Source organism: Leptolyngbya sp. FACHB-321, assembly GCF_014695975.1.
GTDB lineage: Bacteria > Cyanobacteriota > Cyanobacteriia > Leptolyngbyales > Leptolyngbyaceae > Stenomitos.
On the sequence record NZ_JACJPI010000081.1, the window covers coordinates 254,201 to 280,964 of the forward strand.

General features: G+C 50.0%; 25 protein-coding genes and 1 pseudogene. 14 read left to right on the forward strand and 12 right to left on the reverse strand.

Annotation, left to right across the window (positions count from 1 at the left end; all coding sequences use genetic code 11):
- Positions 1-53 precede the first annotated feature (53 nt).
- Together H6F76_RS24570 and H6F76_RS24575 are read right to left on the reverse strand one after the other, a co-directional pair.
- Complete coding sequence (locus tag H6F76_RS24570; protein ID WP_190512189.1) at positions 54-338, reverse strand: hypothetical protein; 285 nt, start codon at positions 336-338, stop codon at positions 54-56.
- A gap of 16 nt (positions 339-354) precedes the next feature.
- Entirely contained in the window at positions 355-1,506 is a 1,152-nt protein-coding gene (locus H6F76_RS24575; protein ID WP_190512191.1) for an NAD-dependent epimerase/dehydratase family protein, read from the reverse strand.
- Positions 1,507-1,888: 382 nt separating this feature from the next.
- Here H6F76_RS24575 and H6F76_RS24580 point away from each other — a divergent pair, with 382 nt between their 5' ends.
- Both H6F76_RS24580 and H6F76_RS24585 read left to right on the forward strand, forming a co-directional pair.
- Positions 1,889-2,656, forward strand: a complete 768-nt coding sequence (locus H6F76_RS24580; RefSeq protein ID WP_190453672.1) for a proteasome-type protease — start codon at positions 1,889-1,891, stop codon at positions 2,654-2,656.
- A 41-nt stretch (positions 2,657-2,697) separates the two neighbouring features.
- Positions 2,698-3,264 carry a L,D-transpeptidase gene (locus H6F76_RS24585; protein WP_190512193.1) on the forward strand — a complete coding sequence of 189 codons (567 nt, stop codon included), beginning with the start codon at positions 2,698-2,700 and terminating at the stop codon, positions 3,262-3,264.
- 60 nt (positions 3,265-3,324) lie between these two features.
- Here the strand turns inward: H6F76_RS24585 and H6F76_RS24590 are convergent, their stop codons facing one another.
- The gene (locus tag H6F76_RS24590; RefSeq protein WP_190512195.1) at positions 3,325-4,386 is read right to left on the reverse strand and encodes a class I mannose-6-phosphate isomerase; all 1,062 of its coding nucleotides are present in this window, start codon (positions 4,384-4,386) and stop codon (positions 3,325-3,327) included.
- A gap of 103 nt (positions 4,387-4,489) precedes the next feature.
- Positions 4,490-5,746 carry a TetR/AcrR family transcriptional regulator gene (locus tag H6F76_RS24595; RefSeq protein WP_190512197.1) on the reverse strand — a complete coding sequence of 419 codons (1,257 nt, stop codon included), beginning with the start codon at positions 5,744-5,746 and terminating at the stop codon, positions 4,490-4,492.
- A gap of 238 nt (positions 5,747-5,984) precedes the next feature.
- On the opposite strand from H6F76_RS24595, the gene H6F76_RS24600 reads away from it, so the two are divergent.
- The gene (locus H6F76_RS24600; RefSeq protein ID WP_190453658.1) at positions 5,985-6,830 is read left to right on the forward strand and encodes a fatty acid desaturase; all 846 of its coding nucleotides are present in this window, start codon (positions 5,985-5,987) and stop codon (positions 6,828-6,830) included.
- Between the two features lie 116 nt (positions 6,831-6,946).
- On the opposite strand, the gene rpe is transcribed toward H6F76_RS24600, so the two are convergent.
- Positions 6,947-7,657 carry a ribulose-phosphate 3-epimerase gene (gene rpe / locus H6F76_RS24605; RefSeq protein WP_190512199.1) on the reverse strand — a complete coding sequence of 237 codons (711 nt, stop codon included), beginning with the start codon at positions 7,655-7,657 and terminating at the stop codon, positions 6,947-6,949.
- 88 nt (positions 7,658-7,745) lie between these two features.
- Between rpe and H6F76_RS24610 the strand changes: the two genes are divergently transcribed.
- The gene (locus H6F76_RS24610) at positions 7,746-9,464 is read left to right on the forward strand and encodes a S8 family serine peptidase (RefSeq protein ID WP_190512351.1); all 1,719 of its coding nucleotides are present in this window, start codon (positions 7,746-7,748) and stop codon (positions 9,462-9,464) included.
- Positions 9,465-9,593: 129 nt separating this feature from the next.
- On the opposite strand, the gene cobQ is transcribed toward H6F76_RS24610, so the two are convergent.
- Positions 9,594-11,069 carry a cobyric acid synthase CobQ gene (gene cobQ, locus H6F76_RS24615; protein WP_190453652.1) on the reverse strand — a complete coding sequence of 492 codons (1,476 nt, stop codon included), beginning with the start codon at positions 11,067-11,069 and terminating at the stop codon, positions 9,594-9,596.
- A gap of 143 nt (positions 11,070-11,212) precedes the next feature.
- Complete coding sequence (locus H6F76_RS24620) at positions 11,213-11,620, reverse strand: Npun_F0494 family protein (RefSeq protein ID WP_190512201.1); 408 nt, start codon at positions 11,618-11,620, stop codon at positions 11,213-11,215.
- Between the two features lie 639 nt (positions 11,621-12,259).
- Here H6F76_RS24620 and H6F76_RS24625 point away from each other — a divergent pair.
- The 4 genes from H6F76_RS24625 to H6F76_RS24640 all read left to right on the forward strand — a co-directional run bounded on the left by H6F76_RS24625 (position 12,260) and on the right by H6F76_RS24640 (position 15,769).
- The gene (locus H6F76_RS24625) at positions 12,260-13,309 is read left to right on the forward strand and encodes an ABC transporter substrate-binding protein (RefSeq protein WP_190512203.1); all 1,050 of its coding nucleotides are present in this window, start codon (positions 12,260-12,262) and stop codon (positions 13,307-13,309) included.
- A 95-nt stretch (positions 13,310-13,404) separates the two neighbouring features.
- Positions 13,405-14,259 carry an ABC transporter permease gene (locus H6F76_RS24630; protein WP_190512204.1) on the forward strand — a complete coding sequence of 285 codons (855 nt, stop codon included), beginning with the start codon at positions 13,405-13,407 and terminating at the stop codon, positions 14,257-14,259.
- A 156-nt stretch (positions 14,260-14,415) separates the two neighbouring features.
- Positions 14,416-15,201 (forward strand): ABC transporter ATP-binding protein, encoded by a 786-nt coding sequence (locus tag H6F76_RS24635; RefSeq protein ID WP_190453643.1) that lies wholly within the window; start codon positions 14,416-14,418, stop codon positions 15,199-15,201.
- Between the two features lie 130 nt (positions 15,202-15,331).
- Positions 15,332-15,769, forward strand: a complete 438-nt coding sequence (locus H6F76_RS24640) for an NUDIX domain-containing protein (protein ID WP_190512205.1) — start codon at positions 15,332-15,334, stop codon at positions 15,767-15,769.
- A gap of 39 nt (positions 15,770-15,808) precedes the next feature.
- Here H6F76_RS24640 and H6F76_RS24645 read toward each other — a convergent pair whose 3' ends face one another.
- Entirely contained in the window at positions 15,809-16,090 is a 282-nt protein-coding gene (locus H6F76_RS24645) for a hypothetical protein (RefSeq protein ID WP_190512364.1), read from the reverse strand.
- Positions 16,091-16,395: 305 nt separating this feature from the next.
- Between H6F76_RS24645 and H6F76_RS24650 the strand changes: the two genes are divergently transcribed.
- The 4 genes and pseudogenes from H6F76_RS24650 (at position 16,396) to tsaB (ending at position 18,490) form a co-directional block, all read left to right on the forward strand.
- Positions 16,396-16,845, forward strand: a complete 450-nt coding sequence (locus H6F76_RS24650; protein ID WP_190453637.1) for a peroxiredoxin — start codon at positions 16,396-16,398, stop codon at positions 16,843-16,845.
- Between the two features lie 187 nt (positions 16,846-17,032).
- Positions 17,033-17,320, forward strand: a pseudogene (locus tag H6F76_RS30715) (DUF2499 domain-containing protein); the annotation flags it as partial.
- A gap of 51 nt (positions 17,321-17,371) precedes the next feature.
- Positions 17,372-17,710 carry a DUF3593 domain-containing protein gene (locus tag H6F76_RS24655; protein ID WP_347276117.1) on the forward strand — a complete coding sequence of 113 codons (339 nt, stop codon included), beginning with the start codon at positions 17,372-17,374 and terminating at the stop codon, positions 17,708-17,710.
- Between the two features lie 123 nt (positions 17,711-17,833).
- A complete protein-coding gene (gene tsaB, locus H6F76_RS24660) occupies positions 17,834-18,490 on the forward strand; it encodes a tRNA (adenosine(37)-N6)-threonylcarbamoyltransferase complex dimerization subunit type 1 TsaB (protein ID WP_190512206.1) in 657 nt (218 codons plus the stop codon).
- On the opposite strand, the gene H6F76_RS24665 is transcribed toward tsaB, so the two are convergent.
- The gene (locus tag H6F76_RS24665) at positions 18,487-19,653 is read right to left on the reverse strand and encodes an ABC transporter permease (protein WP_190453632.1); all 1,167 of its coding nucleotides are present in this window, start codon (positions 19,651-19,653) and stop codon (positions 18,487-18,489) included. The two genes, tsaB and H6F76_RS24665, sit on opposite strands and share 4 nt — an antisense overlap.
- 726 nt (positions 19,654-20,379) lie before the next feature.
- Between H6F76_RS24665 and H6F76_RS24670 the strand changes: the two genes are divergently transcribed.
- Together H6F76_RS24670 and hemJ are read left to right on the forward strand one after the other, a co-directional pair.
- Positions 20,380-20,580, forward strand: coding sequence for a DUF2811 domain-containing protein (locus H6F76_RS24670; protein ID WP_190453629.1), 201 nt, complete (start codon positions 20,380-20,382; stop codon positions 20,578-20,580).
- Between the two features lie 122 nt (positions 20,581-20,702).
- Positions 20,703-21,290 carry a protoporphyrinogen oxidase HemJ gene (gene hemJ, locus H6F76_RS24675; RefSeq protein ID WP_190512207.1) on the forward strand — a complete coding sequence of 196 codons (588 nt, stop codon included), beginning with the start codon at positions 20,703-20,705 and terminating at the stop codon, positions 21,288-21,290.
- Positions 21,291-21,426: 136 nt separating this feature from the next.
- Here hemJ and psaC read toward each other — a convergent pair whose 3' ends face one another.
- From psaC to H6F76_RS24690, 3 genes are all read right to left on the reverse strand, one after another.
- Entirely contained in the window at positions 21,427-21,672 is a 246-nt protein-coding gene (psaC, locus tag H6F76_RS24680) for a photosystem I iron-sulfur center protein PsaC (protein WP_009556083.1), read from the reverse strand.
- 356 nt (positions 21,673-22,028) lie between these two features.
- Positions 22,029-23,021, reverse strand: a complete 993-nt coding sequence (locus H6F76_RS24685; RefSeq protein ID WP_190512208.1) for a glycosyltransferase family 2 protein — start codon at positions 23,019-23,021, stop codon at positions 22,029-22,031.
- A gap of 86 nt (positions 23,022-23,107) precedes the next feature.
- Positions 23,108-26,731: an amino acid adenylation domain-containing protein gene (locus tag H6F76_RS24690; RefSeq protein WP_190512226.1), complete on the reverse strand. Its 3,624-nt coding sequence runs from the start codon at positions 26,729-26,731 to the stop codon at positions 23,108-23,110.
- Positions 26,732-26,764: the final 33 nt, after the last annotated feature.

Here is a 26,764-nt window from a genome sequence, read left to right on the forward strand (position 1 = left end):
GAATGGGATAACTTGCAAGTAGCAGCGATCGCGTCTGCTTAAAGCTCCTATGGTCAGGGCAGTATGCAGATACTATGAATGTCGATCGATGTGATGACTCCGCCTAGCAATACACCCCCGCCTTCAGCAAAGCAGTCCAGTCGGTGACAATTTTCGGCGACCTGTGCCACGTTGAAGTCGCCCACAGATACCGTCGACCTTTGAGCAAGCGTCTGGTCGTCCTGGTAGCTAGTGTCCAAAACGACCCATTCGGGAAACAGATGATGGGTGCTAACCGCTGTAAACATGGCACCCGGAAGCACGACCAAAACCAGAAGCGTGAGCACGCGACTGCTCATAGCAAATGACCGTTCCCTAGCGCCGCCATTTTACCTTTGGTAAGATTTGAGACTCGTCTACCCGATCTTTGTACTTCATGGCGACATTCAATAAGGAATCGAGCAAGGAACTCGAAAGGAAATGGGGTTGCAATCCTAGATCAAGCAAGTTGGTGTTTTTAGCATTGAAGTAGTGCTCTTCGCGCTCAATACGTGGGTTCTCTGTGTGTTGTACTTCCACCTTGAGACCGATCGCGCTACCCGCTTTTGCCACCATTTGCGCCAGGTCGCCCACGCTAAAGAGTTCTGTAAACTGGTTGAAGACGCGGAACTCTCCAGGGTTGGCGGGGTTGGCGATCGCCAATTCTACACAGCGCACTGTATCCCGAATGTCTAAAAAGCCTCGTGTTTGACCACCCTTACCATAGACCGTCAGTGGATGCCCAACGGCTGCTTGAATACAGAAACGGTTTAGTGCTGTGCCGAATACGCCATCGTAATCAAGGCGATTAATCAGCAGTTCGTCCATGCCTGTTTCGTCGGTTAGCACGCCGTAGACTACACCCTGGTTCAAATCTGTCGCTCGTAAGCCCCAGACTTTGCAAGCAAAGTGAATGTTGTGGGAGTCGTGCACTTTGCTCAGGTGATACATACTGCCGGGTTGTTTGGGGTAGGGCAGTGTATCTTTGCGACCGTTATGTTCGATCGTGATGTAGCCTTCTTCAATATCAATGTTGGGCGTACCGTACTCGCCCATCGTCCCCAGCTTGACGAGGTGGCAATCGGGAAAACTCTCTTTCATTGCATAGAGCAAATTGAGCGTACCGACGACGTTGTTGACCTGCGTCAAAACAGCGTGCTCACGATCGATCATCGAGAAAGGAGCCGATCGCTGTTCGCCAAAATGGACGATCGCACCAGGTTCAAACTGGTGCAACACCTTGTCTAAAAACTCGAAATTGGTGATGTCGCCGACGAACAGATCAATAGTCTTGCCTGTGAGGTCATGCCAGCGTTGTAGTCGCTGCTGAATAGGCGCGATCGGAGTCAACGTCTCGACACACAGCTCCAAATCCCAGTGTCGCCGCACAAAGCTATCTAAAATTCCAACCTCATAGCCCTGCTTGGAAAGATAGAGCGCTGTCGCCCAACCACAATAGCCATCACCGCCGATAACAAGGACTTTCATCTTGCTAAATCTTGTTGCAGATACTCCGCTCAATCTACCATTCCTCTGTCCCTTCGGAGCATCAATTTAACTTAGGGCAGAATTGGCATCTGTTGACATTAATCACTAGTGCAGACGAAACGGCATCTATCCAATGAAGCACCTTCTCACAAGGGTTATTTAACAGGTAGTACTATTCGCTTCACGTAAGGAAAGCTCGCTATTCAGATCCCTAACGCTTTGCTAAAGCCAGGACGCTTGCGTTCTTGATTGAGTTGGAGTTGCTGGTTAGAGCGCGATCGTCTATCAGTGCCATGCTGACCACTGTTCACCCCCTCAAAACTATGCCTTGATCCGTCAACGACCCCTTAGAATCTAGAAGATCACTCATCCTATTGGTTGCATGACGTATTGCCTCGGCATCCTTTCTCACGCTGGCTTAGTTATGGCTGCCGACTCTCGCACCAATGCTGGGGTTGATTACATTTCCACGCACCAAAAGCTTTTTGATTTTTCTAATCCCGGTGAGCGAGTCATCCTCATCTGCACAGCTGGTAATTTGTCCACGACACAGGGTGCACTAACGTTGCTACGGCGCGATTTGCTTGCTAACGAAGCGGTCAATTTACATACCTTACCGACTCTGTACGAAGTGGCACGGTATGTCGGTAGTAAAGCGCGACAGATTCAGGAACAAGACCGTCCCTGGTTGGAAAAAGATGGGATTGATTTCAAGTGTACGTTTCTTGTTGGTGGGCAGGTGCGTGGCGAAGAACCCGCCCTGTTTTTGGTCTATAGCCAGGGAAACTGCATTCAAGCTTCGAAAGAAACCCCGTTTTTGCAAGTTGGGGAAGCAAAGTATGGTAAGCCAATCCTCGATCGCATTCTTGACTTTAATACGCCCCTTGAAGCGGCGGCAAAATGTGCGCTGCTGTCGATCGACTCGACGATGAAATCCAACATTTCGGTCGGACCACCCATTAATGTAGTGATGTATGAAACGGATACATTCAAGATCCGCTATGAACTCAAATTAAGTTTGGGCGCACCGTACCTGGCGCAAATTCGCAAAAAATGGGAAATCTCGTTAAACGAAGCCTTTGATCGAATGCCCAATATCGACTGGGAACATTACCAGGAGCTTCCAGTCGATCCTGATGCTACCGATTGATGTTTTGTCGCCTCATGTTTTACCGAGTGATGTTTGACTGAATGATGAATGTTGAAGCATGGCGATCGCGGTTGGTCATTGCGGGTGCGGCAGCCTTACTGCTGGGTCAGGGTGCCGCGAGGGGGCAGGCGATCGTTATAACTCCCTTACCGCCGCCCGCGTTGCTGACAACCTTACCGCCCTTACCTGCACTTAATTCCACTCAAGCGGATGCTGCTCTTGCTGTCCGTTTGGTGGTGAAACTGGGTCAACGACGGGTCTATGTTTATCGCGGTGAGCAAGTGTTAGCAAAATACCAGATTGCGATCGGGAAGCGCGGCTGGGAAACACCAACGGGCAATTTTCAAGTCTTGTCAAAGGAGAAAAACCCCGTTTTTAAGAGCTTTAGAACGGGTAAGCTGATTAAGCCGGGACCAGAAAATCCGTTAGGTGTGCGTTGGATTGGCATCTGGACGGATGGCAAAACACAACTTGGCTTTCACGGCACCAATCAGGAAGAACTGTTAGGTCAAGCGGTTTCCCACGGTTGCATTCGGATGCGTAACCGAGATGTGACAGCCATGTTTGATTTAGTCAGCCTTGGCACAGAGGTTGTTGTGGAACGGTGAAGGGGTGAAGAGGTGAACGGCTACCAAAGCTGGAATTCTACATGGTGGACGTATTGTGCGTTAGCTGATTTCGCCCAGCGATTGGATTTGGCGATCGGTATAGCCAGCGGCTTTTAACGGCTCAATGATATCAAGCTGTAAGTCAGGTACATAGCAAACGATTAGACTCGCTTCAGACTCTGGTACTAGTCGCACCTCACCGATGCCAGCAGGTAGAATGCAGGACTCTCCCTGTTGTAGCTGTTCGGTACCGTTCGCAAATTCTAGCTGCACTGGAGCACCCACATTGGATAAGGTGACGCAGCGCTGAGGATGAGAGGATTCAATGTAGGGTTCGGTTAGCGTCCAGCGTTCTAGGGCAAAGTAGGGTCCGGCACAGCAAAGAGTCCGTTGATTGCCGCCCGTCTCTAATGTTAAGCCTGGGTTAGGACGCGGTTGATAATGAGTTTTGAGTTCGTCTAATGCAGCGTTGATGTTGGCATACCACTGCTCCTGGTCATGCTGCTGACCGTATAAATCAGTAGGCATTACCATTTGACCGAGATCGGAGGTTTGCTGCACTTCAAACACGAGAGCGTCTGGTCCAAACGAATGAATAATGCCACCAGGAACGTAAATTGTATCGCCTGCTTGAATCGGGTAGCGTGACATCACCGCGTCGTAATCCTGCGCGACGAAGGCGTCAAAGAGCTGCTGCCGCGAAAAATCGGCTTTCAGCCCTACCAAAATAGTTGCGCCGGGCGCTGCCCAAAGAATATGCCACGCTTCCGTTTTGCCATTTGGTTCGTGATGCACTCGTGCTGCCGTCTCATCATCTGCATGGAGATGCACAGGCAGCATATGAGACGCATCAATGAACTTCTCAAGTAGGGGGAAATGAGGACCACGCCAACCCTTGCCTACAAGTTCATCGGGATACGTCAGCGTTAAGTCATGTAGCGATCGCCCCACCAATGAGCCGTTCGTCACTGTCCCCGTAGTGTCACGATAATCGCTGATTTCCCAGGTTTCGGCAATAATGCCATCGGGCAGCCCCGGCTTATGAAGATGCTCTGGAATCAGCCGATCGCCAAAAACATAGTGTCGTATATGTGCCGTGAGTTTAAGTGGATACCAGTGCATTTGCATTGTCTGCTATGAACGATCGGGACTAAAGATAGCCGCTCACTTCAGGCTATCTTACGCCTTGCTAAAGGTTTCATCGCGAGTGCGGATGGCTTCTAATCTATGCCTTTTGATCGAGACGAATTGCTTGTTCCAGTGCCGTTTTTTCTCTTGTTCTAGCAGCATAGGGTTGCAGCTTGACAGCATCCCAGCCAGTAAGTAGCCGTAGATCGGTCAAGCTGATGCCTCGCATGAGTAGATCGATGCACCAGGTTTGCTGGGCTTGCTCGATCACAGGCGGTTTGCCATCTGGTGCCAGCAAGCCCTCCGCGACCGTTTGCCAGAGTTGGCGCAGTTCACTTTCTGCTAGTGGCTGCTCTGCCTGGTTCAAGAACATGGCTGGCTGATTGTCCTTGCGGCTTCGGAGCCATTGAGTCAGGGGGTTGCGCGTGTAGGAGCCGTAGCGTTTGCCCATAATCCATTGATTGACAGGCACCTGGCGCATTGCTCCTTGAGTGATGTGCAGGCTTTGCTGATGCGGATCGCTGCTGTGGTGCGATCGTTCCAAGCGGCTTACCTCTGCCGGACTCAACCCAGCACCAAATAGAACGTAGACGATCGCATACTCCTGTAGCCCTAGCTTTTTGGCACGCTGCAAAAGGGCATGGACTAAGGGTGCAGGTAAATCGGCGATCGGTTCGGTGGCTATTGCAGGCTCTAGTACCTCTAGGCTTGCAAAGGGGACAAGGCCTGAAAAGGCTGGCGTTAGGTCTGATGAAGGCGATACTGCTCCTTGCAAAAACAGGGTCACCAAATTCTCTAGAAAATCGTCCCGATCGTGCCAAAGCTGGTGAAATTCGCTGGTGAATTCAATGACGGCATAGCCCAGCAGCATACCATTAAGTAAACTTGCTAGCTTTTCAGCGGGAAGATGGGTGTTGAGCTGTCCCCGCTTGATTACCGTCTCAAAATATTTGGCAACATAGCGATTTGCCTGGGTAAAGCCCCGCCCGATCGCCTCTCGGTTTTTAGCGGGATATTGCCCTGCTTCGCCAACGACCGATCGCACTACCGCAGGCACCTGATCGATCGCGGCTAAACAGGCAGTTGCGTAGTCTTTGAGCGCCTGATAAATGCTACTAGTCTGATTTGCCTGCCGGATCAACGTTTGTCCTAGATCGGCGAAAACGCCAGCATCTTCAATCACTGCCAGCAGCAGCCCATGCTTGTTACCAAAATGGCGGAATAAGGTCACTTCATTGACTTCCGCCAATTCCGCTATTTGGCGCGTGGTGGTATCGGTTACACCCTGAACGGCAAACAACTCTAACGCGGCATGAATTAAACGCTGTCGAGTTGGGTTTCGTTGAGCAGGCATGGGCAAAATGTAAGTAACACTTGCAATATTTAGAGTTCGCTGTTAGGCTACAGGTGTAAGTAACACTTGCATTCTTCTACTGTAATCGTTTCTTTGGCAAACGAGCCACTGGCTCATCGTTGCGGAGCGTCTCGCTACTGGAGGACCGTTGTCCTGAAAGACAGTTGCTAGAGAGCTAGCCTGCCAAGATTGCCTCGTCGGAAACTGGTTTGTTTTGGTCATCTCGCAAAGGACTTTCATGACTTCTACTTCTCTTGAAACTGCCGCCGAAAGTAAGCAACCGCTAGCCCTCAGTTGGGTAAATGTGGTGTTTTTTGGAGCGTTTCACGCACTGGCTCTATTGGCACCGTGGTTTTTCTCCTGGTCGGCATTGGGGACGGCTATCTTTCTCCACTGGCTGTTCGGTAGTATTGGCATTTGCCTGGGCTACCACCGTCTGTTAACGCACCGTAGTTTCCAGGTGCCCAAGTGGCTGGAACGGACGATTACGCTCATTGGTGCCCTGGCGCTACAGGGTGGTCCAACCTTTTGGGTCGCTGGACACCGGATGCACCACCTGTACACCGAAGATAACGAAAAAGACCCCTACTCTGCTCAGAAGGGTTTTTGGTGGAGCCACATGATGTGGTTGTTCTACCCGCAAGCGCGCTTTTTCGATCGCGAGTCGTATCGGCAGTTTGCACCAGACATTGATAAAGATCCGTTTTACCGCTTTTTAGATCGCTACTTTTTGTTGCTTCAGGTGCCTGTAGGCGTAACGCTTTACCTGTTGGGCGGGTGGTCGTTTGTCATCTACGGTGTGTTTCTAAGAGCGGTCTTGCTCTGGCATAGTACCTGGTTAATTAACTCAGCAAGCCACATGAGCGGCTATCGTACCTTTGAGCCTGAAGATAACTCTCGCAACCTTTGGTGGGCAGCCATTCTGACCTATGGCGAAGGCTGGCACAATAACCACCATGCTTACCCCAATGTGGCAAAAGCAGGGCTGAAATGGTGGGAAATTGATATGACCTGGTGGTCGATCGCTGTTCTCAAACGTTTGGGTCTGGCAAAGAGAGTTGTCATGCCGCAGCAAACTAATTGATTCAGTCGGCTTCATTCAGCAAGTTAATTGGTTGATGATGCCAAAAGAGAGAGGGCGATCGTACTGCGATCGCCCTCTCTCTTCGTTTATGCCGTTGTGCCATTAATGGACAGGTTCTAGACCGTTGCCAACTCCGGAGTGGGGCGCTTGCTGTTACGGATGCCTGCGATTGCTTCAGCGTAATCGGGTGCATTGAAGACAGCAGAGCCAGCGACGATCGCATTCGCTCCTGCTTCTATAACCTGCCAGGTATTGTTAGCTTTCAAACCACCATCAACCTCAATCCAGGGATCAAGTCCGCGTTCATCGCATATTTGGCGCAGCTTGCGGATTTTGGGCAGAACACCAGGGATAAAGCTCTGTCCGCCAAAGCCAGGGTTGACGCTCATGATCAGCACCAGATCGCATAGATCCAGCACATGTTCGATGAGTTCGAGCGGGCTGCCGGGGTTCAGTACAACGCCTGCTTTCTTGCCCAGTTCTTTGATTTGTCCCAACGTGCGGTGCAGGTGCGGCGACGCATTGTGTTCGCAGTGGACGTAGATGTGGTCAGCTCCGGCTTTCGCAAAGTCCTCAACGTACTTTTCTGGTTCCACAATCATCAGGTGGACATCGAGCGGCTTCTGCGTCACAGGGCGAATTGCTTCTACAATCAACGGTCCGATCGTTATATTAGGAACAAACCGACCATCCATCACATCGACATGAATCCAATCTGCTCCGGCAGCGTCGATCGCGCGAATTTCTTCACCTAAACGGCTGAAGTCGGCTGATAGAATCGAGGGAGCAATGACAATCGGTTTTTGACTGGATGGCGTTTGGGTCATGGCTGGGTGGTTCTCCTAGCAGCGCTGTATTGTAGTTAGTTTAACAAACTGTGATTCAAGTCCCTCATCTTGTGGAGAAACCTTCGTGATGCGGCGGCAAGTTTTGAGGCAACCTGCTCTTAGCCAACACCTTCTGAGACCGCTAACCTGGGTTGCTGGAGGCTTCAGCACGATCGCGCTAAGTACGATCGCACTAAGTGCAACAGCAGGAACCGATGACTTTTTGCAGTCAAGCTCGGTTGGTGCTGCTGGTATTGATGCACTGCGGCTGCACGCTCCCCCTTACAACTTAATTGGGCGCAAAATTGCGATCGGGCAGGTAGAAATTGGTCGTCCTGGTCAGTTTGGCGTTGACAAAGCAGTAACCCAAAATCAGGCTGTGCCGTTGACGCGGGTGTTTTTTCGCGATGCGCCTGCCCGTATTAACACGAATGTTGACAGTCATGCGCAACATGTTGCCAGTATTATGATTGGCGCTGTGAAAGGTCTGCGGGGTGTGGCTCCGGGTGCACGGCTGTATTCATCAGCGGCAGGCACGCCTAAGCGCTACGGTCAACCCGAAGAATGTCTTTCAGCGCAGTACATAGCGGAGCAGAATGGCGGTGATGTCCGGGCAATTAACTTCAGTTTTGGTGAAGCGCTACGTCAAGATCCACGCCCCAACCCACTGCTAGACGGCAACGCACTGCTGACTCAGTGCATCGACTGGTCTACCCGCATTCACAACGTGCTGTATGTTGTTGCTGGCAACCAGGGCAAGGGCGGCATTTCGATTCCAACCGACAACTTTAACGGCATCAACGTTGCATTTACGACGCGGCTGGAAGGGATTTTTCGCAAGCTGGATTTTGCCAATTTGGGCGATGCATCAGGGTCAGGGGCGGCGATCGCAGGCATTGAAACAAACGTGGGTGCTCGACGCGCGATTGGGTTAGTGGCTCCTGGCAATGATGTAAGTCTCGTGGCGCTAAATGGGAATTTGACGACCTCCAGCGGCACCAGTTTTGCGGCTCCCCATGTAACGGCAACGGTAGCGCTGCTGCAAGAGTACGGCGATCGTCAGCTGCGCGTTAGCTGCAAACAGCCTGGATGTAGCCTACCCTGGACGCTAGATGCCCGGCGGGCACAGGTAATGAAAGCTGTCTTGCTTAACTCAGCCGATAAAATTCAGGATGCAGGCGACGGTTTAGCGCTTGGCATGAGCCGTACCATTCTTGACAAAAACAATCGTAGTTGGGTCGAGTCGGATGCGTACCGCGATCGTAGCCTGCCGCTGAACACGCAAATGGGGGTCGGGCAACTCAATGCTTTTCGCGCTTATCAGCAGTTTAGCCCCGGACAATACAGCCCAGAAACAACTGTTCCGGCGATCGGGTGGGACTATCGCACGGTCGGAGTAACGGTTCAAGGCGAAGGGATGAAGGCTAACAACGTAGAAGCAGAAGCACCACTGTTTCAGGATTATGTGCTGGAGAAGCCGTTACAGAAGGGCAGCTATGTTTCAGCGACATTAGTGTGGCATCGCCTGGTGGAACTGGTAGACAAAAACAACAACGGGGAGTTTGATTTGGAAGAGAGCTTTCGCGATCGTGGTTTAAACACGCTGACTCTCTACCTGATGCGTGCCGATGACAACGATATCAAGCAAAGCCTATGGTCATCCATTAGCGATGTCGATAGTGTGCAGCATCTCTTTCATCCAGTGCCCGCTACGGGACGCTACAAAATCCGCGTCCAGTTTCAGCGCCAGGCCAATGACCCAATCCAGCCCTATGCCGTCGCCTGGTGGACAGTACCAGCGCGGTAAAGCCTCTTTTCAACCGGTCAGCCGTTTTTGTCAACAGCGAAGGCGATGTCAACCTTAAGGTGATGTAACCCTGGTCAAAGCTCCAAAAGAAGCTGCTCTCTTAGTGCTGAGCGGAATTACTGATACCGGTTAATGACTCTGTGGTAAAACCGTTGCGAGATTCAAGTGCGGTTCAACGGCATCTGCCAGGGCATTCAGCATCAGTTCGCGCTGTTCTCGGTAATTGGGTACGCCGGTTGGCAGCGACTTTAAGCCGCGCTGCTGGCGTAAACGGTTGAGCCAGGCACGTCGCCAGGGACCGTTGTCAAAGATGCCGTGCAGATACGCACCCCAAACTGACTGGGTTTCATCCACTACGCCAAGATTGGGATCATCAAAGAGCAACTGGATCGTTTCGCCTTCAATGAGGCGCGTCCTGCCCTGGTGAATTTCATAACCTGCGACCGGTAGCCCTTCTTGCGGAAAATTGGAGGTCACCTGTCGCTGGCGGGCAATTTTTTGTCCAGCAATGACGGTTTTCAGCGGAAGTAGCCCTAGCCCTTTAAAGCGTCCTTCCTGCCCTTCGATGCCTTCTGGATCTGCCAGGATTTTGCCCAACATTTGGTAGCCGCCGCAGATGCCCAGCACAGTGCCGCCTGCTGCGACGTAGTTCTGAATTTCTTCTGCCATGCCAGCTTTATGCAGCACGATGAGGTCAGCGATCGTCGTTTTGGAGCCAGGAATAATCACCGCATCAGGGTAACCCAACGGTTGTTTCGGGTTGATGTATTTTACTGAAACTGTAGGTTCTGCCTCCAGTGGGTCGAAGTCAGTAAAGTTTGAAATGCGGGGCAAGCGGATGACAGCAATATTGAGGTCGGCAGTGGGATTGCTGGCACGACCGTCAATGATGCTTAACGAATCTTCGGCTGGGAAACTCTGATCTAACCAGGGAATCACACCAATGACGGGAATACCCGTGCGCTCTTGCAGCCAGTCGATGCCAGATTGGAGCAACGATCGCTGTCCCCTAAACTTGTTGATGACAACCCCTTTGATCAGGGCACGCTCATCGTCATCTAACAGTTCCAGCGTGCCTACAACGTGAGCAAAGGCACCACCACGATCGATATCTACAACCAGAATCGTGGGCGCATTCAAATGCTTGGCGATCCGCATATTGGTGAGATCGCGATGCTTGAGGTTAATTTCTGCCGGACTGCCAGCACCTTCGCAAACCAACAGATCAAACTCTTCACTTAAGCGACGCAGAGATTCTTCGATCGCCTGCCAGCCCATGTCAAAATATTCTTCGTAATACTCTGCGGCTCCTACTTTGCCAACGGCTTTGCCTTTAATGATGACTTGGGAAGTCATATCGCCCTGGGGCTTCAGCAGAATGGGGTTCATTTCAACCCAGGGAGAAATCCCAGCCGCCCATGCCTGCACTGCCTGAGCGTGACCAATCTCACCACCGCTAGCAGTGACATAGGCATTAAGCGCCATGTTTTGCCCTTTAAACGGCGCCACTCGCCAGCCGCGACGGTTGAGAATACGACAAATGGCAGCCGTTAACAGCGATTTTCCTGCGTGAGACGTGGTGCCCACGACCATAATGGCTTTCATGCAAGATTCCCTTGAAACGTTGTGAAGGATAAAGGATGAAGGCTGAGGGATGAAAAACTACTAGAGTTGTTTTGTTTAGATCTTCGCAACGTATAAGTGGTCAGCAATGCGTTCAGGTCCTCCTTCATCTCTCAGCCTTAAACTTAAATGGGCAGCCGAAACCAACGATTCCAGGCATGGTGTAGGCGATCGCTAAACGTCGGTGTCATGCGTACAGATCCTTGCTCCTGCCATTTTTGTACCAGTTGGCGACCCAGCGGTGTGACTCGAAAACTGTCTGTTAACCCCTGTCCATCCACTTCTCGCCGTAGTAGACCAACCTGAATTAACCAGAGCAGCTCTGCCTCTGCAATTAGCTCAGAGAGAGGAGCCTGGGTGTAACCATGTTTCAGCCCAGCCTGCCCCGTGATTGCGTTTAACGAAACACTTTGCTGCACCATTGTGTTGTACAACGTGAGCTGAAAGGGCGCACATCGCATCGCTCGTTCTGCTCGCAACACGGTGCGATCGGGGTAATCAATTGTTTTGCGAGTGCTAGATGTGGCAGTCATCGCAGTTAAAGCTCCTTGCTGTTAAAAATCCAGGTAGGAGTAGGCGCATCCTAAAGTAAGCAAAGGTTTAACGGTTGCTTGCTGTCTCCATAGTATGCGTTTTATTTGCGTCCCGCATAGATATACAACTAGAGGTTGCTGTCTAACACAAGACCTGGCTGAACTTAATCAGTGAGAGTTCGGGGAGCGATCGAGGCAATTTAGTTACCTTTGATACATCTTTTCTTAATCTGCATTGCTAAAAGTAAGCTCATGGCTTTGCTATTGGCATTGAGCTTTCAGCAAGTGGCTCTGTGTTGACGCGATTGATGGGGGCATTAACTGACGGTTTTCTGAGTGAGCTGGAGTACTTAGAGCAACGGTTTAGTCAGGTAGCAAGTGATCAGGGGGCTAAACAATTTAACCGCCTCTAGGGTTCCAGTCTAAGCACCTCGCTTAGATGATCGGTCTGAGAGAGGCAAGCTGCTGAAAAGGCATCTTTTGATAAAAGTTGTCTGGTAGTTACACGGCGGGATCAAAGCCCGGGAGAAACAGGTAGCCAGGTGCAATGGCGACTGTACTTCTGGGCTTTTTGCTGATGTTGCCTTTTTTCTGGTCGAAAATAATTTGTCAATGGTTAGTTTTTCTGTAAGGAATGAAATGAAGTTACGATCGCTGCTTTCTAATCTTGGACTTTTTCTCGTCAGCCTAGTGTTGATTGTGAGCTGTAGTAATCCTGCTAGCCAGATGTCTACCCAATCTGACAGCACGCCAGCACCATCAGGCAGTGCAGCGAGTATACGTCTAGGCTTTAGCGCGTGGCCTGGTTGGTTTCCCTGGCAGGTGGCTCAAGACGAAAAAATTTTTGAGAAAAACAAAATAGCAGTTGATCTTAAATGGTTCGATGGCTATACAGAATCACTTAGCACCTTGACTGCTGGACAAATTGACGCGAACTCGCAAACGTTGAATGACACTATTAGCGCTGTCGCTGGTGGTGCTGATCAGGTTGTGGTTTTGGTGAATGACAACTCGACGGGCAACGACAAAATCATTGTGCGAGAAGGTATTAACTCGATCGCTGACTTAAAGGGCAAAAAAGTTGCGGCGGAAGAAGGCACGGTAGATCACTTCTTACTGCTTTTGGGGCTAAAGAAGGCAGGCTTGGGACCGAAGGATATTAACTTTCAACCACTGGAAACAGGCAAAGCCGCCGCCGCTTTTGTTGCAGGGCAAGTTGATGCTGTTGGCGTTTTTGCACCCTTCACCACCCAGGCGCTTAAACGTCCTAACAGCAAAGAGCTGTTTAGCTCAAAGGACTTTCCAGGAGCGATTCCCGATCATCTTGTCTTTACCCGCCAATTTGTGAATACAAAGCCCGATCAGGTGCAGGCGCTAGTAGACTCCTGGTTTGAGACACAAGCCTATATCAAGGCAAATCCTGCTAAAGCGATCGAAATTATGGCGAAGCGAGGCGGGGTTTCTGTTGCTGAGTACAAGGAGTACGCAAACGGCACCAAGATTTTTACTGTTGAAGACAACTTAAAAGCGTTTCAGCCCGGTAAGGATATGGGTTCTCTTACCTTCGCAGCGCAAGAAATGACTAATTTCCTCAATGAAGCTGGTTTGGTGACAACAAAGCCGGACTTGAGCAAACTGTTTGACGATCGCTTTGTCAAGGCATACGCCGCTAAAGCCAAGAAAGCCTGAAGAGTTGTTAGTTTTTGGTTTTTAGTCTTTAGGCGGCTGCCTCTGATTAACAATTAACAACTAACAACTAGAAACTAACAACCAACAACCTCCCCATGAGCCACCCCAGCACCCCGATCAACTCTGACCGCTCTAGCAGACCCGCAAAATCGCTGCGATCGACTGTTTTTTGGCGCTTGGCTGAAGACATTCCATCCTCCATGACCTGGAGCTTGATGACGGTTTCGATTCTGTTGCCACTGGTGCTGTGGTGGCTGGTAACTGCCTTTGGCGTGATCGATCCAAAGTTTTTGCCCTCTCCCGCAAATGTCATCGAAGCGTTTCAACGACTTTGGAGTACAGGCGATCTGCAAAAGGATACGGTCGCCAGTCTGTGGCGGGTTGGAGTTGGCTTTTCCCTGGCGGCACTCTTCTCCATTCCTCTTGGCGTGTTAATGGGCAGCTTTGCCAGCATTCGCGCTCTGTTGGAGCCTCTCTTTGGGTTGGTGCGTTACATGCCTGCACCAGCGTTCATTCCACTGCTGATTTTGTATCTAAGCATTGGTGAAGAGCCGAAGATCATGCTGATCTTTATTGGTGTCTTTTTCTTCAACTCTCTCATGGTGATGGACACCGTGAAATTTGTGCCCAAAGAGTTGATCGAAGCCACGTATATGTTGGGCGGTAACCGCTTACAGACGCTGTTACAAGTGATTGCTCCCTACGTGTTACCGGGCATTATTGATGCTTGCCGAATCAACCTTGCAGCCGCGTGGCAGTTAGTGATTGTTTCTGAACTCATTGCGGCAACCGAGGGCATCGGTCGTCGTATTAGCGTAGCCGGTCGCTTTTTGAGAACAGATGAAATCTTTGTCGGGCTGATTGTCATTGGAGTCATCGGCTTGGTGCTGGATTTGCTGTTTCAGTATGCACTTCGGGTTTCCTGTAGTTGGGCAAGCCAGAAGCGGTGATTTGAAGGCAAGAGGTAAAAGGCAAAAGGGAAAAGGCAGGAACGTGTAGCGCTTAACCTTAACCTCTAAATTTTTTAACTCAAAACTCTCTAGCACAACGGCACGAAGTGCTACTCAAAACTTTCTTTTCATCCTTCCCCTTTAGAGGTTTAATCCATGTACTTACAAGTCAACAGTCTGTATAAAAATTTTGAAACTAAACAGGGCACTTTGGTTGTGCTGAAAGATATTAATATGCTGATCGAGCAGGGTGAGTTTATCTGTGCAGTCGGTGCATCAGGATCGGGTAAATCAACGCTGCTGCGACAAATTGCGGGATTGGACAAGCCCACTACAGGCGAAGTTAAAATCGACAACCAGATTGTCAAGGGACCAGGACCCGATCGCGGCATGGTGTTTCAGCACTATACGTTGTATCCATGGATGAATGTGCAAGAGAATGCTGAGTTTGGGTTGAAGCTGCAAGGGCTGTCGAAAAAAGCGCGGCGAGAAAAAGCCAGCACTTATTTAGATGTTGTAGGGCTGTCAAAGTTTGCTAAAGCGTTGCCCAAGGAATTATCAGGTGGTATGAAGCAACGGGTGGCGATCGCCCGTGCGCTTGCCTCTGAACCAAAAGTATTGCTGATGGATGAACCCTTTGGCTCGCTTGATGTGCATACCAAAGAAGCCATGCACGAGTTTATGCTTGATCTCTGGCAGCGTACCCGCATTACCGTTTTTATGATTACTCACGATGTGGAAGAAGCGGTCTTCTTGTCGAACCGGATTTATGCGCTAGGGGCGCGTCCTGGTACGGTACGTAAGGAAATGGTGATTCAGTTGCCCGATCGCAGTCACGCGGTTAAACGCCACGCTGTTTTTCACGATTACCGGGATGAACTGATGGAACTGCTACGTAAGCATGGACAGGAAGCGGTGGAAGCGGTAGCAGTTGCCGTCTAGCGATGGCACTTGGTAAGCGTCGGGCGCAGTAAAGGTTTTGGAAGAAACATAGAGGACACAGATGTAGTTTTTTGCGTCAAAATAGATTAAATTTCTCGCCACTATTGTTTTATCAGTGTCAAAAAAGCGCATGGCTGATTCTACGATCGCGAAGGACGAAGCCTTTGGTATTGTCCCAATTCTGCATACCGATACGACCGATCAGTTTCTCCTCATTCAGCACCACGCCGGACATTGGGGCTTTCCCAAAGGGCACGCCGATCCGGGTGAATCGGCTTTGCAAGCAGCGTGCCGTGAATTTCTAGAAGAGACGGGTATTGCAGACTACAGCCTGATTGATGGCGTATCGTTCTCCGAGCAGTATCCGTTCACACGCGGCAAGCAGAAGTTTGAGAAAACGGTGATCTACTTTCTTGCCTGGGTGCAGTCGGCAACTGTCCACTGCCAGGAAAAAGAGATTCAGGCATACGTCTGGGCTGATTACGAGCAGGCGATCGCCCGGCTGAGCTTTGATGGCGCGAAGCAAGTGTTGCGAGAAGTCCAGCAGTATTTAAAGAGTGGTTCTTAAGAGGGCAGAAGGAAACTCAAGACTCCATCTTCTCACCCCTTACTCAAAAAGCGGTTCAAATTGTTCCGACTCCAGTACGATTTCGCCGTGGTCAGGCACCCAGGCAAGCCATTGGTTGTCAGCGGTTTGGCAGAGCAAGAGAGCCTCATCTGAGCTGTAGGCGCTAGGCGGTTGCAAGAGCTTCACCCATACTGAGGCTGCGATCGCGGGTTGATTAACAAGCGCCGCAGACGGTAGAGCAGAGCGATCGATGGCATCTCGCCATAGCCGCTCTAGCCCTTGTCGCTGTAAGCAAAGTCGAAATTCCGTTTCAAGTCTCATGGTTCTTCGTTGGCATCTGCGCCAGAGTGAGGAGGCTGAATTCAGAGGCACTCAGACATTGCTAGTGCCAAAAAACACGATCGCAGTAGCCATATTGCTTCAACCACTATCAGTGCTAGCGCTAAACAACCCCTTTGCGGCGGAATCAAGGCGCAGAAAATTGAATCCGTATCTTATGCTACAGAATTTTTCGCAAGCTGTGGTGATTTTGTTTTAGAACGTTATATGCCACCTGGTACGCACCAAAGCAGCACGATCGGTACTACAATCCAAAATGATCCTGTATCAGCAAGGAATGTAATCGTATGCCTTTATCTGTGGGTGATACCGCTCCAAATTTCACCGTCAAAGATACCATTGGCAAAACTGTCACTCTGTCTGAATATGCAGGCAAAACTATTGTCTTGTACTTCTATCCCAAAGACGACACGCCCGGCTGTACGAAAGAAGCCTGTAGCTTTCGAGATAACTACCAGCAATACCTGAGCCAGGGTATTACTGTCTTTGGGGTCAGCATGGATGATTCAGCCTCGCATCAGCAATTTACCGAAAAGTTTAACCTGCCGTTTCCGCTGTTGGCAGATGTGGATGGGGCTATCACGAGAGCGTACGATGTATTGGGCGATCGCAACGGGACGCTTTACTCTCAGCGTGTGACTTACATCATCGGCGGCGATGGCAAAATTGCTCAGGTTTATACCTCCATCCAAACCGAGAGCCACGCTAGCGATATTCTGTCTGCGATCGGGGCTTAAACGGTGTTAGGCAGCTATTAGCGATCAGCAATCAGCCGTCAGCACTAGAGCAGAATATACCGGTGCCGTAAAAGGCTTTAGCTGTAGCATTCAGGCTGAGCTCTTTCTTGTGTTATGAACTGCCAGATGTGTAGCCTTGATGGCTGATTGCTGACGGCTGCTTGCCAAAACTACTTTTCATCCCCCCATGCACGCTCTTTCTATTCCTACCTGGATCATTCATATCTCTAGCGTCATTGAATGGATTGCTGCCCTCTGGCTCATCTGGACGTATGGTCAAGTCAGCCGGAATCCTGCCTGGTATGGTTTATCGATCGCCATGCTGCCTGCTCTCGTCAGCGCGATGTGCGCCTGTACCTGGCACTTTTTTGACAATCCTGCCTCGCTAGACTGGTTGGTGATGCTGCAAGCCTCGATGACAGTAGTAGGCAACTGTACGCAAATGGTAGCGGCTTGGTGGATCTGGCGATCGGCAGAAGCACAGCGTTCAGCAGCTAAACCGTCGTCTCTCAACGCTATACTGCCATTGCCAATATTACTGCTGCTGCCCTCTGTCTTTCCGATCGCTAAAGAAACGCTGTTTGCGGTTTCGCTCTTCCCCTATCTTGGCTTTCTCTGGTTTCTCACGCGCTCTGGTCAAACGCCTCGGCTAGCCTTGATTGGCTTCTACGCGCTGCTAGTGTTTGTAGCCATTACCATTCCAGCAGGGCTTTACGCTAAAACGGCTTACGGTGCCAATTTAGCAGATGTCGATTGGCTCCATGGTGGTGCAGAATCGTTTCTTACACTGTCGAATATTCTCGTGGTGTTGGGCTTTCGGCAGGCTATTCTCGATCGACAATTGTCGCCAATGCTTGAACCGTAGGACTTGGAGAGCGGTCAGCAGCCATTAACCGCCAGCCCTGGACTCATTACTGAAAGCTGACAGCCGAAAGCTGAAAACTGTCAGCTTCATAACGCCTAAAATCATCCCATCACGCTTCTAGCCTTGAAATTTGACTCCGCACAGTACGGTTTAGCAATTCATACAGCCAGCCCAGAGTTAGGGTTGGCGATCGACAATTTTGTGGGTGATGCGCGATCGCAAGTCTGGGATCTCGGACGCGACCTGTCTACCCATCTACACGTACACCTTGCTGCCTTTTTGCAACCTCAAGCTTGGGCAGATCTAGCATTTGTGGCGGTTGCTCAGGGACCTGGCGGTTTTACTGGCACACGGTTGGGTGTTGTCACTGCACGTACTCTAGCGCAGCAGCTAGAACTTCCCTTGTTTGCTGTTTCGACGCTAGCAGCAGTGGCACATGCTCAAGCCATCCAGGTAGAGAGCCTACAACACACTAACATTGCCGTGCAAATGCTGGCACAACGGGGTGAAGTGTTCGGCGCTATCTACCAGTCGTCCCCTGACGGACTGCACACCCTCCTTCCAGATGCCGTGATGAGTTTAGAACACTGGCAACAAACCCTTGCAGCCTGGACAAGTCCATACCAGCTCATTCAAGCAACGGGCGGCTTGGGCACGTCTGTCTCTAGCGTTCTAGCACTGGCACAGCATGATCGACAACAGGGGCTAAAACCCCATTGGTCAGAGGTACTCCCCTTTTACGGGCAGCATCCTGTCGTGAGCCATGCCCCGAAGTCTTAGCGCGACACACTCCGTGGATCGAGGGCATCGCGTAGCCCATCGCCCAACAGGTTAAATGCCAGCACTGTCAGGATGATCAGCAACGTCGGGGGCCAAATCAGCCAGGGTTGCAGCACCAAAATGGAGGCATTCGTCGCCAGTGAAAGCATATTGCCCCAGGATGGATCGGGCTGTTGAATACCCAACCCAATCAGGCTCAGAATCGACTCCGCTACGATGAAGTCTGGAATGGAAAGCGTTGCTGCAATGACAATATAGCTAGCTGTTTGGGGCAACACATGACGGACAATGATGTAGAGTGATCGTCCACCCATTGCCCGCGCTGCCTGCACAAACTCGCGCTCCTTGATCGACAGCACTTGTCCTCGAATCACCCGCGCCAAGCCAGCCCACCGGATGAACGACGTAATCAAAATAATTAACAAAAAGCGTTGAGCGCTACTAAGTCCTGGCGGCAACACAGCCGCTAAAGCGACCAGCAAATAAATGCTGGGAATCGTCATCAGCACTTCAACTAAGCGCATTAAGCCGCTATCAACCCAACCGCCAAAGTAGCCAGAAATGCCGCCCACTAGCATCCCCAGCGGAAAGGCAATAATGATGCCCACTAGCCCGATGCTGAGGCTGATGCGTGCGCCGTAAAGCAACCGACTGAACTGGTCCCGTGCCCCTTCGTCCGTGCCCAGCAAATTAAACTTGCCTGGTCCAGCCGTACCAAACAAATGCCAATTGCCTGGAATGCCTGGAAGCAGTTCTACCTCATCAAACTTAGGGTCTGTGAGAGAAAAGCGCGTGGGCAGCGGTAGCTTGAGCTGAAACAGGCGATAGGGGTCTCCTGCTACAAACAGCCGCAGCGGTGATGGTTGGCTACGATCGACCAAAAGCTGTCGATCGCCTGTTTTCAGATCCACTGGACCTTGAGTGGTTGGATAAACATGAGGACCAACAAACGCACCAGACTGATCCCGCCAATAAATCTGGGTCGGCGGCAACAGTGCGCCATCTTTTTGAGGAGTGCACGCACGTAGTTGTATGGATGCACTATCGCAGGGGCTGTAGGGAGCAATGAATTCGGCTGCAATTGCGGACACATAAAAGACAAGCAGCAAAATCGCACCCAACCGAGCCAGAGGATTCTTCTTAAGGCGTTGCCACCAATTCATATCGCAAAGCTAAGGGCTAAGGAACCTGGAGCACTGGCTAAGAAAACCTCAGATGGTAATCAAGCTTTGTAGAATCGTACTCCGAATCCGTTCAAACTTAGCACAGCGGGGGAGAAGGACGGGAGTCAGGGAAAGCAAAAAGTAGAAGCGAGTGAGAGTAATACAGCGGAACGTCTTCTTCTCTCCTTACTAAAAAACTCAAAAAGTTCCGACTTAACTACTTTTTGCAATTCTTATCTTTGGGCGGAGTTTTCCCCATTGATTCCACAGGCTTTCCACAGATTTGGGTGGTTTTTCCACAGGTAGGCGCTCGTTTTCCACAGCCAGTAGCGACAGAATCAGACTTTAACGTCTTGAAGTTCGCCTCAAGGAGTGCCTTCTGTAGAACGAAGAAAATGTTCTTGAGGATGAAGCAATGTTGCGGGGATCACGTCTAAAGTTTGTTGTTGGCATGAGCATTCCTTTTCTGCCTTTGCAAAGGGAGCCGGGCAGCATTGACAAGGCAGCCTGCCTCTAGGCACAATGAATCACTCACCTGCACAGGCGCTCTGAAACCCAAATCGACAAGACTTTGACTGGGAGAATCGAGCGGTTGCTGCTGTTGGTGCCTCAGTTTTAATGCTGTAGCACCCAATTCTTGGCGGCTTACTTTTTATCAGGGTGCAAAGTTGAACCATTTTTTGATCGCTTCACTGCCAACTTGCTCCCGCATCTCCTGAGGTTCTTATGCATACAACTGTTAGCATTCTGGCTGAAATCCCTGAAGAACTTCACAACGCACTAACTCTCTACCTCGAAACACATCCTGATTGGGATCAAGATCGCGTCTTTGCGGCTGCATTGTCCCTCTTTTTGTTGCAAAATGGAGAGTGCGATCGCCGCGCCGCACGGGTTTATTTAGATGCTCTGTTTAACCATGCTGTGTAGTAATAGCAAATTTGTGATCGTAAGTTTGAGCTTGCAGCTTTAAGTTTGCAAATTTGCGATCGAAGACTTTATTAAAAAGCTCAAAGCAGAAGTTGAAAGCAAGAAATTAAGAGGGCTGATTCATGGCGTATTACTGGTTTAAGGCGTTTCATCTTGTTGGCATTGTGTGTTGGTTTGCGGGGATGTTTTACCTGCCCCGTTTGTTTGTCTACCATGCTGAAGCAAACGAACAGCCAGAACCCGCTCGTAGCATTTTGAAAAGCCAGTATCAGATCATGGAGAAACGCCTCTACAGCGTTATCATGACACCCGCAATGCTGTTAACTGTGGCAATGGCGATCGGGCTAGTTACAACCGAACCCGATGTGCTTAAGCAGCCCTGGATGCACGCAAAGCTTGCCTGCGTGGTGCTGTTAATTGGCTATCACCACTACTGCAAGCGACTGATGAAGCAGTTAGCAGCAGATGAATGCAAGATGACCGGGCAACATTTCCGCTGGTTCAATGAATTTCCGACGGTGTTTTTTATCGTTGTCGTCATGCTGGCAGTGTTCAAAAACAATTTGCCCACTGACCTAACCGTATGGGGCATTGTAGCGATGGTAATCAGCTTTGCGATCGCCATTCAACTCTATGCGCGCAAGCGCCGCCTAGCTAAAGAGCGGGCAGCAGTAGAGTCGGATGGTTTATTGGGTAATGCTAGTTCTTAATGCAGGTGCTTGATTACTGGTTGCGTTTGCACTTTGCAAGAAAAAGAAATTTCTAAAAGCAACAAAAAAAGGGGAGCGATCGCTCCCCTTTTGACTTTGAACTTACATGGATTAAACAAACGTAATAACGACGTTTCTAATAAGCCAGACCCATGCTACGGGTTGTTTCAGCACCCAGGTAAACCCGAATACTTAAGAAATCAGTAGGGCAAGCAGTTTCGCAACGCTTGCAGCCTACACAATCTTCAGTTCTTGGCGACGAAGCAATTTGACCTGCCTTGCAGCCGTCCCAGGGAACCATCTCCAGAACGTCGGTCGGGCAAGCGCGGACGCATTGGGTGCAGCCAATGCAAGTGTCATAGATTTTGACCGTATGAGACATATTATGAATCGCTCCAAATGAATGCTTGACACTTTGCAGTATCGGTCAGCCAAACTGGCGGTAGATTCATCCGCTGAAGGCTTTCAGAGTCAACGCCCAGTTTACATCACCGCTGGAAGCCTCTCTGGCAAAAGACTCTAAAACTTCAAAGAATGTAATAGTCGGCGACTGAAACCTGAAAAACGATACTGCACACTGCGTTCTACCCTACTACTTTTCGATTAACCTAATACTTCTCGCTTAAGCGTTAAACCGAGTCAAGGGCAAAGCATACGTTGCTTCTGTTAGCTTTTCTGCTTAAGAGGATGCTTTAAGGACCGCCAGTTGTTTTTAAAGCAACCAGGGAAGTTGTTTCTTTACAACCCCTTACTCCCCAACTTCAGTAAGACACTGTTCCGCAGGGCATCGAATAGAAGGTAGGGGGGATCCGCATCTGGTTTGCGCTGAACGGCTCGTCTCACTCTCCATAAAGCCAAACTTAATGACCAGGAAAGATCGGCCAAGGCGGCGTATAGAAAACCGTGATTCTTCACGAAATAGCGTCGGCGAGAATCAAAGAGATACTGTGGCAATCGCTTAGGAGTGTCATCTCTGGTTGTTACCCCAGTACTGGCTCCTGCAATATGCATAACGCTGCCTTCAGGGACATACCAGCAAGACCAACCTTTCCGTTTAGCCTGGAGGCAAAAATCTGTCTCTTCGTAATAGAGGAAATATCCTTCATCCATCAAACCTGCCGACTCAAATACCTCCCGCCGGATCATCATACTTGCCCCAGGCAACCAATCTACCTGCTGTGGCTCGTTGGTCATTGTTTGGGACACAACCCACTTAGCTAAGAGCTTTGACACAATTCCTAAGCGCATACCACTCTCTAGCTCACTCAACAGAGAGGGAAAGCGAAAGGCTGTAGACCAGTTCGTCCCATCTGGATTTTCAAGCTTGCTGCCGACAATGCCAACCTCTGGATGTTGCTCCATAAAGCTTGTGAGAGCCTTAAATACACCAGGACGCGCCTGCGTGTCTGAATTGAGTAGTAGGTAATAGGAGGGTGGGTTAGGAGCCTGAAGTGTTGGGCGAATTGCCAGATTATTGCCATAGGCGAAACCACCATTATGGTCTGAGGGCAAGACTGAAGCCCATTTTCCCCAACCATTGGTTTCAATAGCTGCATCAATTAATTCTGCGGAGTGATCTCCAGAGGCATTATCCACCACAACAACAGAGGTGTCTGGACGCGATCGCACTTCACTTTCAAGCGAGCGCAAGCAGTCGATGGTTAGACGGGCGGTGCGGTAGTTAACGATGACAACCAGTAAAGAACCTGAATTAGTGTTTGGATGGGTCATATCTATAGAGTAGAAATTTAGTGGGTCATGACTGAACCGTTCACTCAGTTTTAGTTAACTGATCTGGGCTTGGCTGGGGAAAGGCTCTATGAAGCAAGGGTCTTTTCTGGCTGTTGTGCAATACTCGGCAACGGTTGAGTTTTGGCTATCTTTGCAAGTGCCGCATCAATGTAAGACTGCATGTTTTCAGCCATGACCTGGACATTAGGTTCTTGCAACATACTGGAATGACCACCGGGGCTATGGTAAACCTTCACCCCCTCAGTTGAACGATTGCCCCATCCCAACAGCGGATCACTGTACATATCTGCATAGGGGGTATCGTCAATGAGAGTGCCGTCAAAGCTACTGCTTTTCTGCGTCGCTAAGGTAAGAAACACTTCTCCTTGATAGGGAGCCTGAGGAATATATTCTCTTTCAGCAAACTTTAAGACAATCCGAACGGAGAGGTTATGCAGGAAGGACGGGATGGGTAGATTCCGATCCAGACAATACCTGAACAGCTTGATCTTGGTTTGATTTTGAACCTTCTGAAGTTTTGATCGGACTTCATAGGTGATCACGTTGTAAATCTTCTGACTAGCTTTGCCCAGAATACGGAGTAGCTGCTGCGGGTTCAGTGGTTGTCCTTGGTTTAAGGATTGCGAAAAGCTGCTTAAACGTTGATTGGCAATCAAACCACTCCGCATCGTTGCTTCTACATCTGCCGTGTCAAGCAGCGCTACCATTGCAATGGTTTGACCCTGATTTTGCAGTTGTCGAGCCATTTCAAAGGCTAAGAAGCCACCGACGCATAAACCACCTAGTAGGTAGGGTCCTTCTGGTTGAACTGTGCGGATTTGTTCGATGTAGTAAGCTGCCATCTCTACAACGCGAGTGTGCAAAATGGGATGATGCTCTTGGCTGTAGGGTTGGATGCCATAAACGGGATGCTCTGGCTTCAAGCAGTACGCCAGATTGCGGTAGAGCAAGGTTTCGCCCTCGCCATCATGGATGAAGAACACTGGGGGTTTGCTTCCACCTTTTCTAAGTAAGACAACCGAGTTGGGTCTATCCAATTGCCCTGGTTGACTGAGTAAAGCCGCTAGTTGGGCGATCGTTGGCTCGGTCAGTAGGGTGCTCAGGGGGAGCGTTTGACCGAACACTGCCTCGATTTGAATCATCAGAGAGGCAGCTAGTAGGGAATGTCCTCCTACTTCAAAGAAATTGTCATGGATGCCGATCGGGCTGACGCCCAGCACCGTTTCCCAAATAGTTGTCAATTGCTGCTCCCACTCGTCTCGCGGAGCAACGAATGCTTTGTAACCTGCAATGTTTTCAGGCGTTGGCAGTGGTAAAGCACGCCGATCGACTTTTTGATTGATGTTGACTGGCATCGCATCTAGCACTACAAAGGCAGATGGCACCATGTAATCTGGTAGTTTTTCTTGCAGTAGGCTGCGAATATTCTCGATCGGCGGTTTCTGAGCTTGATCAAGCACTACGTAAGCGACCAAGCTCTTTTCACCCTGTTCCATTGCACGCGCGCCCAGTTCCCGTGCCATGACAACGCCTTCACGTACACCGGGCGCCTGACGCAGTGTTGCTTCGATCTCGCCTAGCTCAATCCGAATGCCGCGCAATTTGATCTGAAAATCAGCCCGCCCCAGCATTTCTAGATTGCCATCCATGTCAAACCGTCCAATATCTCCAGTGCGGTAAAAGCGGCAGCCATCGATCGTGACAAATTTTTCCTGCGTGAGCGCTTCCCGCTGCAAATATCCCTGCGTAACGCCAGCTCCACCAATATAAATTTCACCGGGAATACCGATCGGCACGAGATTTAGGTGCGAATCATAGAGGCGAACAGAAACATTTGTAAAGGGTTTGCCAACTCGACTTTTTACCGGTTGATCATTGACTACCGGGTAGCTGCAACCCATACAGCTCACCTCACTACAGCCATAGATGACATAGACTTCTGCTGACTGAAAGATACGCTTCATCGTTTCAAGTAACGCGGTAGGCACCATGTCACCGCCTGTAGAAACGTGTTTGAGCTGCTGGAATGATTGAAGATCCAGGTTGTTGTCCTGGACGTAGGTCAGAAGCTTTTGCAACAAACTGGGTGATGTGTGAATGACAGTTGCCTGTTGCAGCGTTTGCACCATGCGCTGGAAATCTAAGATATGCTCTCGTTCCAAGATCACAAGCTTGCCACCTGCCACTAACGGTGACAGTAGCTCAAACATGGTGATGCTAAAGGTGAAGCGCGCGATCGCTGGCATAACATCGTGGCAGTCAAAACCAAAGCGCTCCTGTGCCGACAAAATGTACTGCACCAAGTTGCCGTGGCTTGTTATGACGCCCTTTGGCTTACCCGTTGTACCGGAGGTGTAAACCAAATGAGACGTTTGCTCAAGGCGAACCTCAATTTCGGGGTTGTGCGTGGGGAATTGGTGTAGCAACGTCCATTCTTGGTCAAGGCAAAGAATGTGGTCTGTGATCGCTGGTAAGCGCGGCAAAAGATGGGACTGCGTTAGCAAGACCTTGGGTTGAGTCTCTTCCAGAATAGTGGTCAGACGCTCAATGGGATGGGTTGGATCAAGCGGTAGATAAACACCACCAGCTTTGAAAATACCCAGCAACGTTACTACAATTTCCAACGATGGTTCTACACAAACTGCCACTCGTACGTCAGCACTGACACCAGCTTGAACCAGGTAATGAGCGACCTGGTTAGCGCGTTGGTTTAGCTCTACGTAGGTAAGTTGCTGGTTATTGAATGTGAGCGCGATCGCCTCTGGTTGCTGAATAGCATGAGCCTCAATCAGTTGATGGATTAGAGTTTGAGGATACGAAATGGTGGCGCTTTGCCATTCCACCAACAGTTGTTGTATTTCTACCTGGGTCAACAATGGCAGTTCCGCGATCGTGCAGTCCTGATCGTTGACGATGCTTTGGAGCAGCACTTGTAAATGACCCGATAACCGCTGAATGGTCTCTGCGTGAAAGAGGCTAGCGTTGTACTGCCAAACTCCTGTAACGCTTCCTTTTCGCTGGAGCAAGATTAGATGTAAATCAGGACCATCAGAGGCTACGGATGCTTGCAATGGAAAGTCTGCCAGCCATTGTTCTTTACCGCCAATGCGTAAAAAATCTTCTATAAACGTAACAGCGACTGGTAATGAGGAGCGATCGTTGGATGGCTTCTCTAACTGAGCTGGAACCACTGGCAGTGCCATTGCTTGAACAGCACTCAGTGCGGTGGAGATTTGTTTAATTAAGGCATGAACCTTTAATTCGCTGTGAATCTGAGTGCAGGTTTCTGTTTTGCGAGTGCCACTGTTTGCATCGGTTGAAATGGTTAGCGCTAAGTCAATGGTTTCTTGCTGAGTGTAGCGATATAGCAGAGCGTTAAAAGCTGCTAACAAAAGCGATCGTTCATCAACACCGTCCTGCTGTGCTTGCGCCTGTAACGTCTCTACCAGGCAATCTGGCAGGGTGAGCGCACAATATTTGGGCTGGTAGATAGTAGCAGGCGTCTTCAGAAAATCACTTGGCAATGCAAAAGTAGATAGTTCTAAATTAGCCGTTGACCCTAAGCCCGCGTTCTCTAGCAATGGGGTTTGTCGATTTGCTGTCGTTAAATCTGCTCTTTCTGCCGTTGCTTTAGCGCTGCTAGTTGCATCTTCAGTAGAGGAAAGCACGTCTTGATTAATGGCAACCACGGTAGAACTCCTACGTTTAGAGAGCAGATTGAT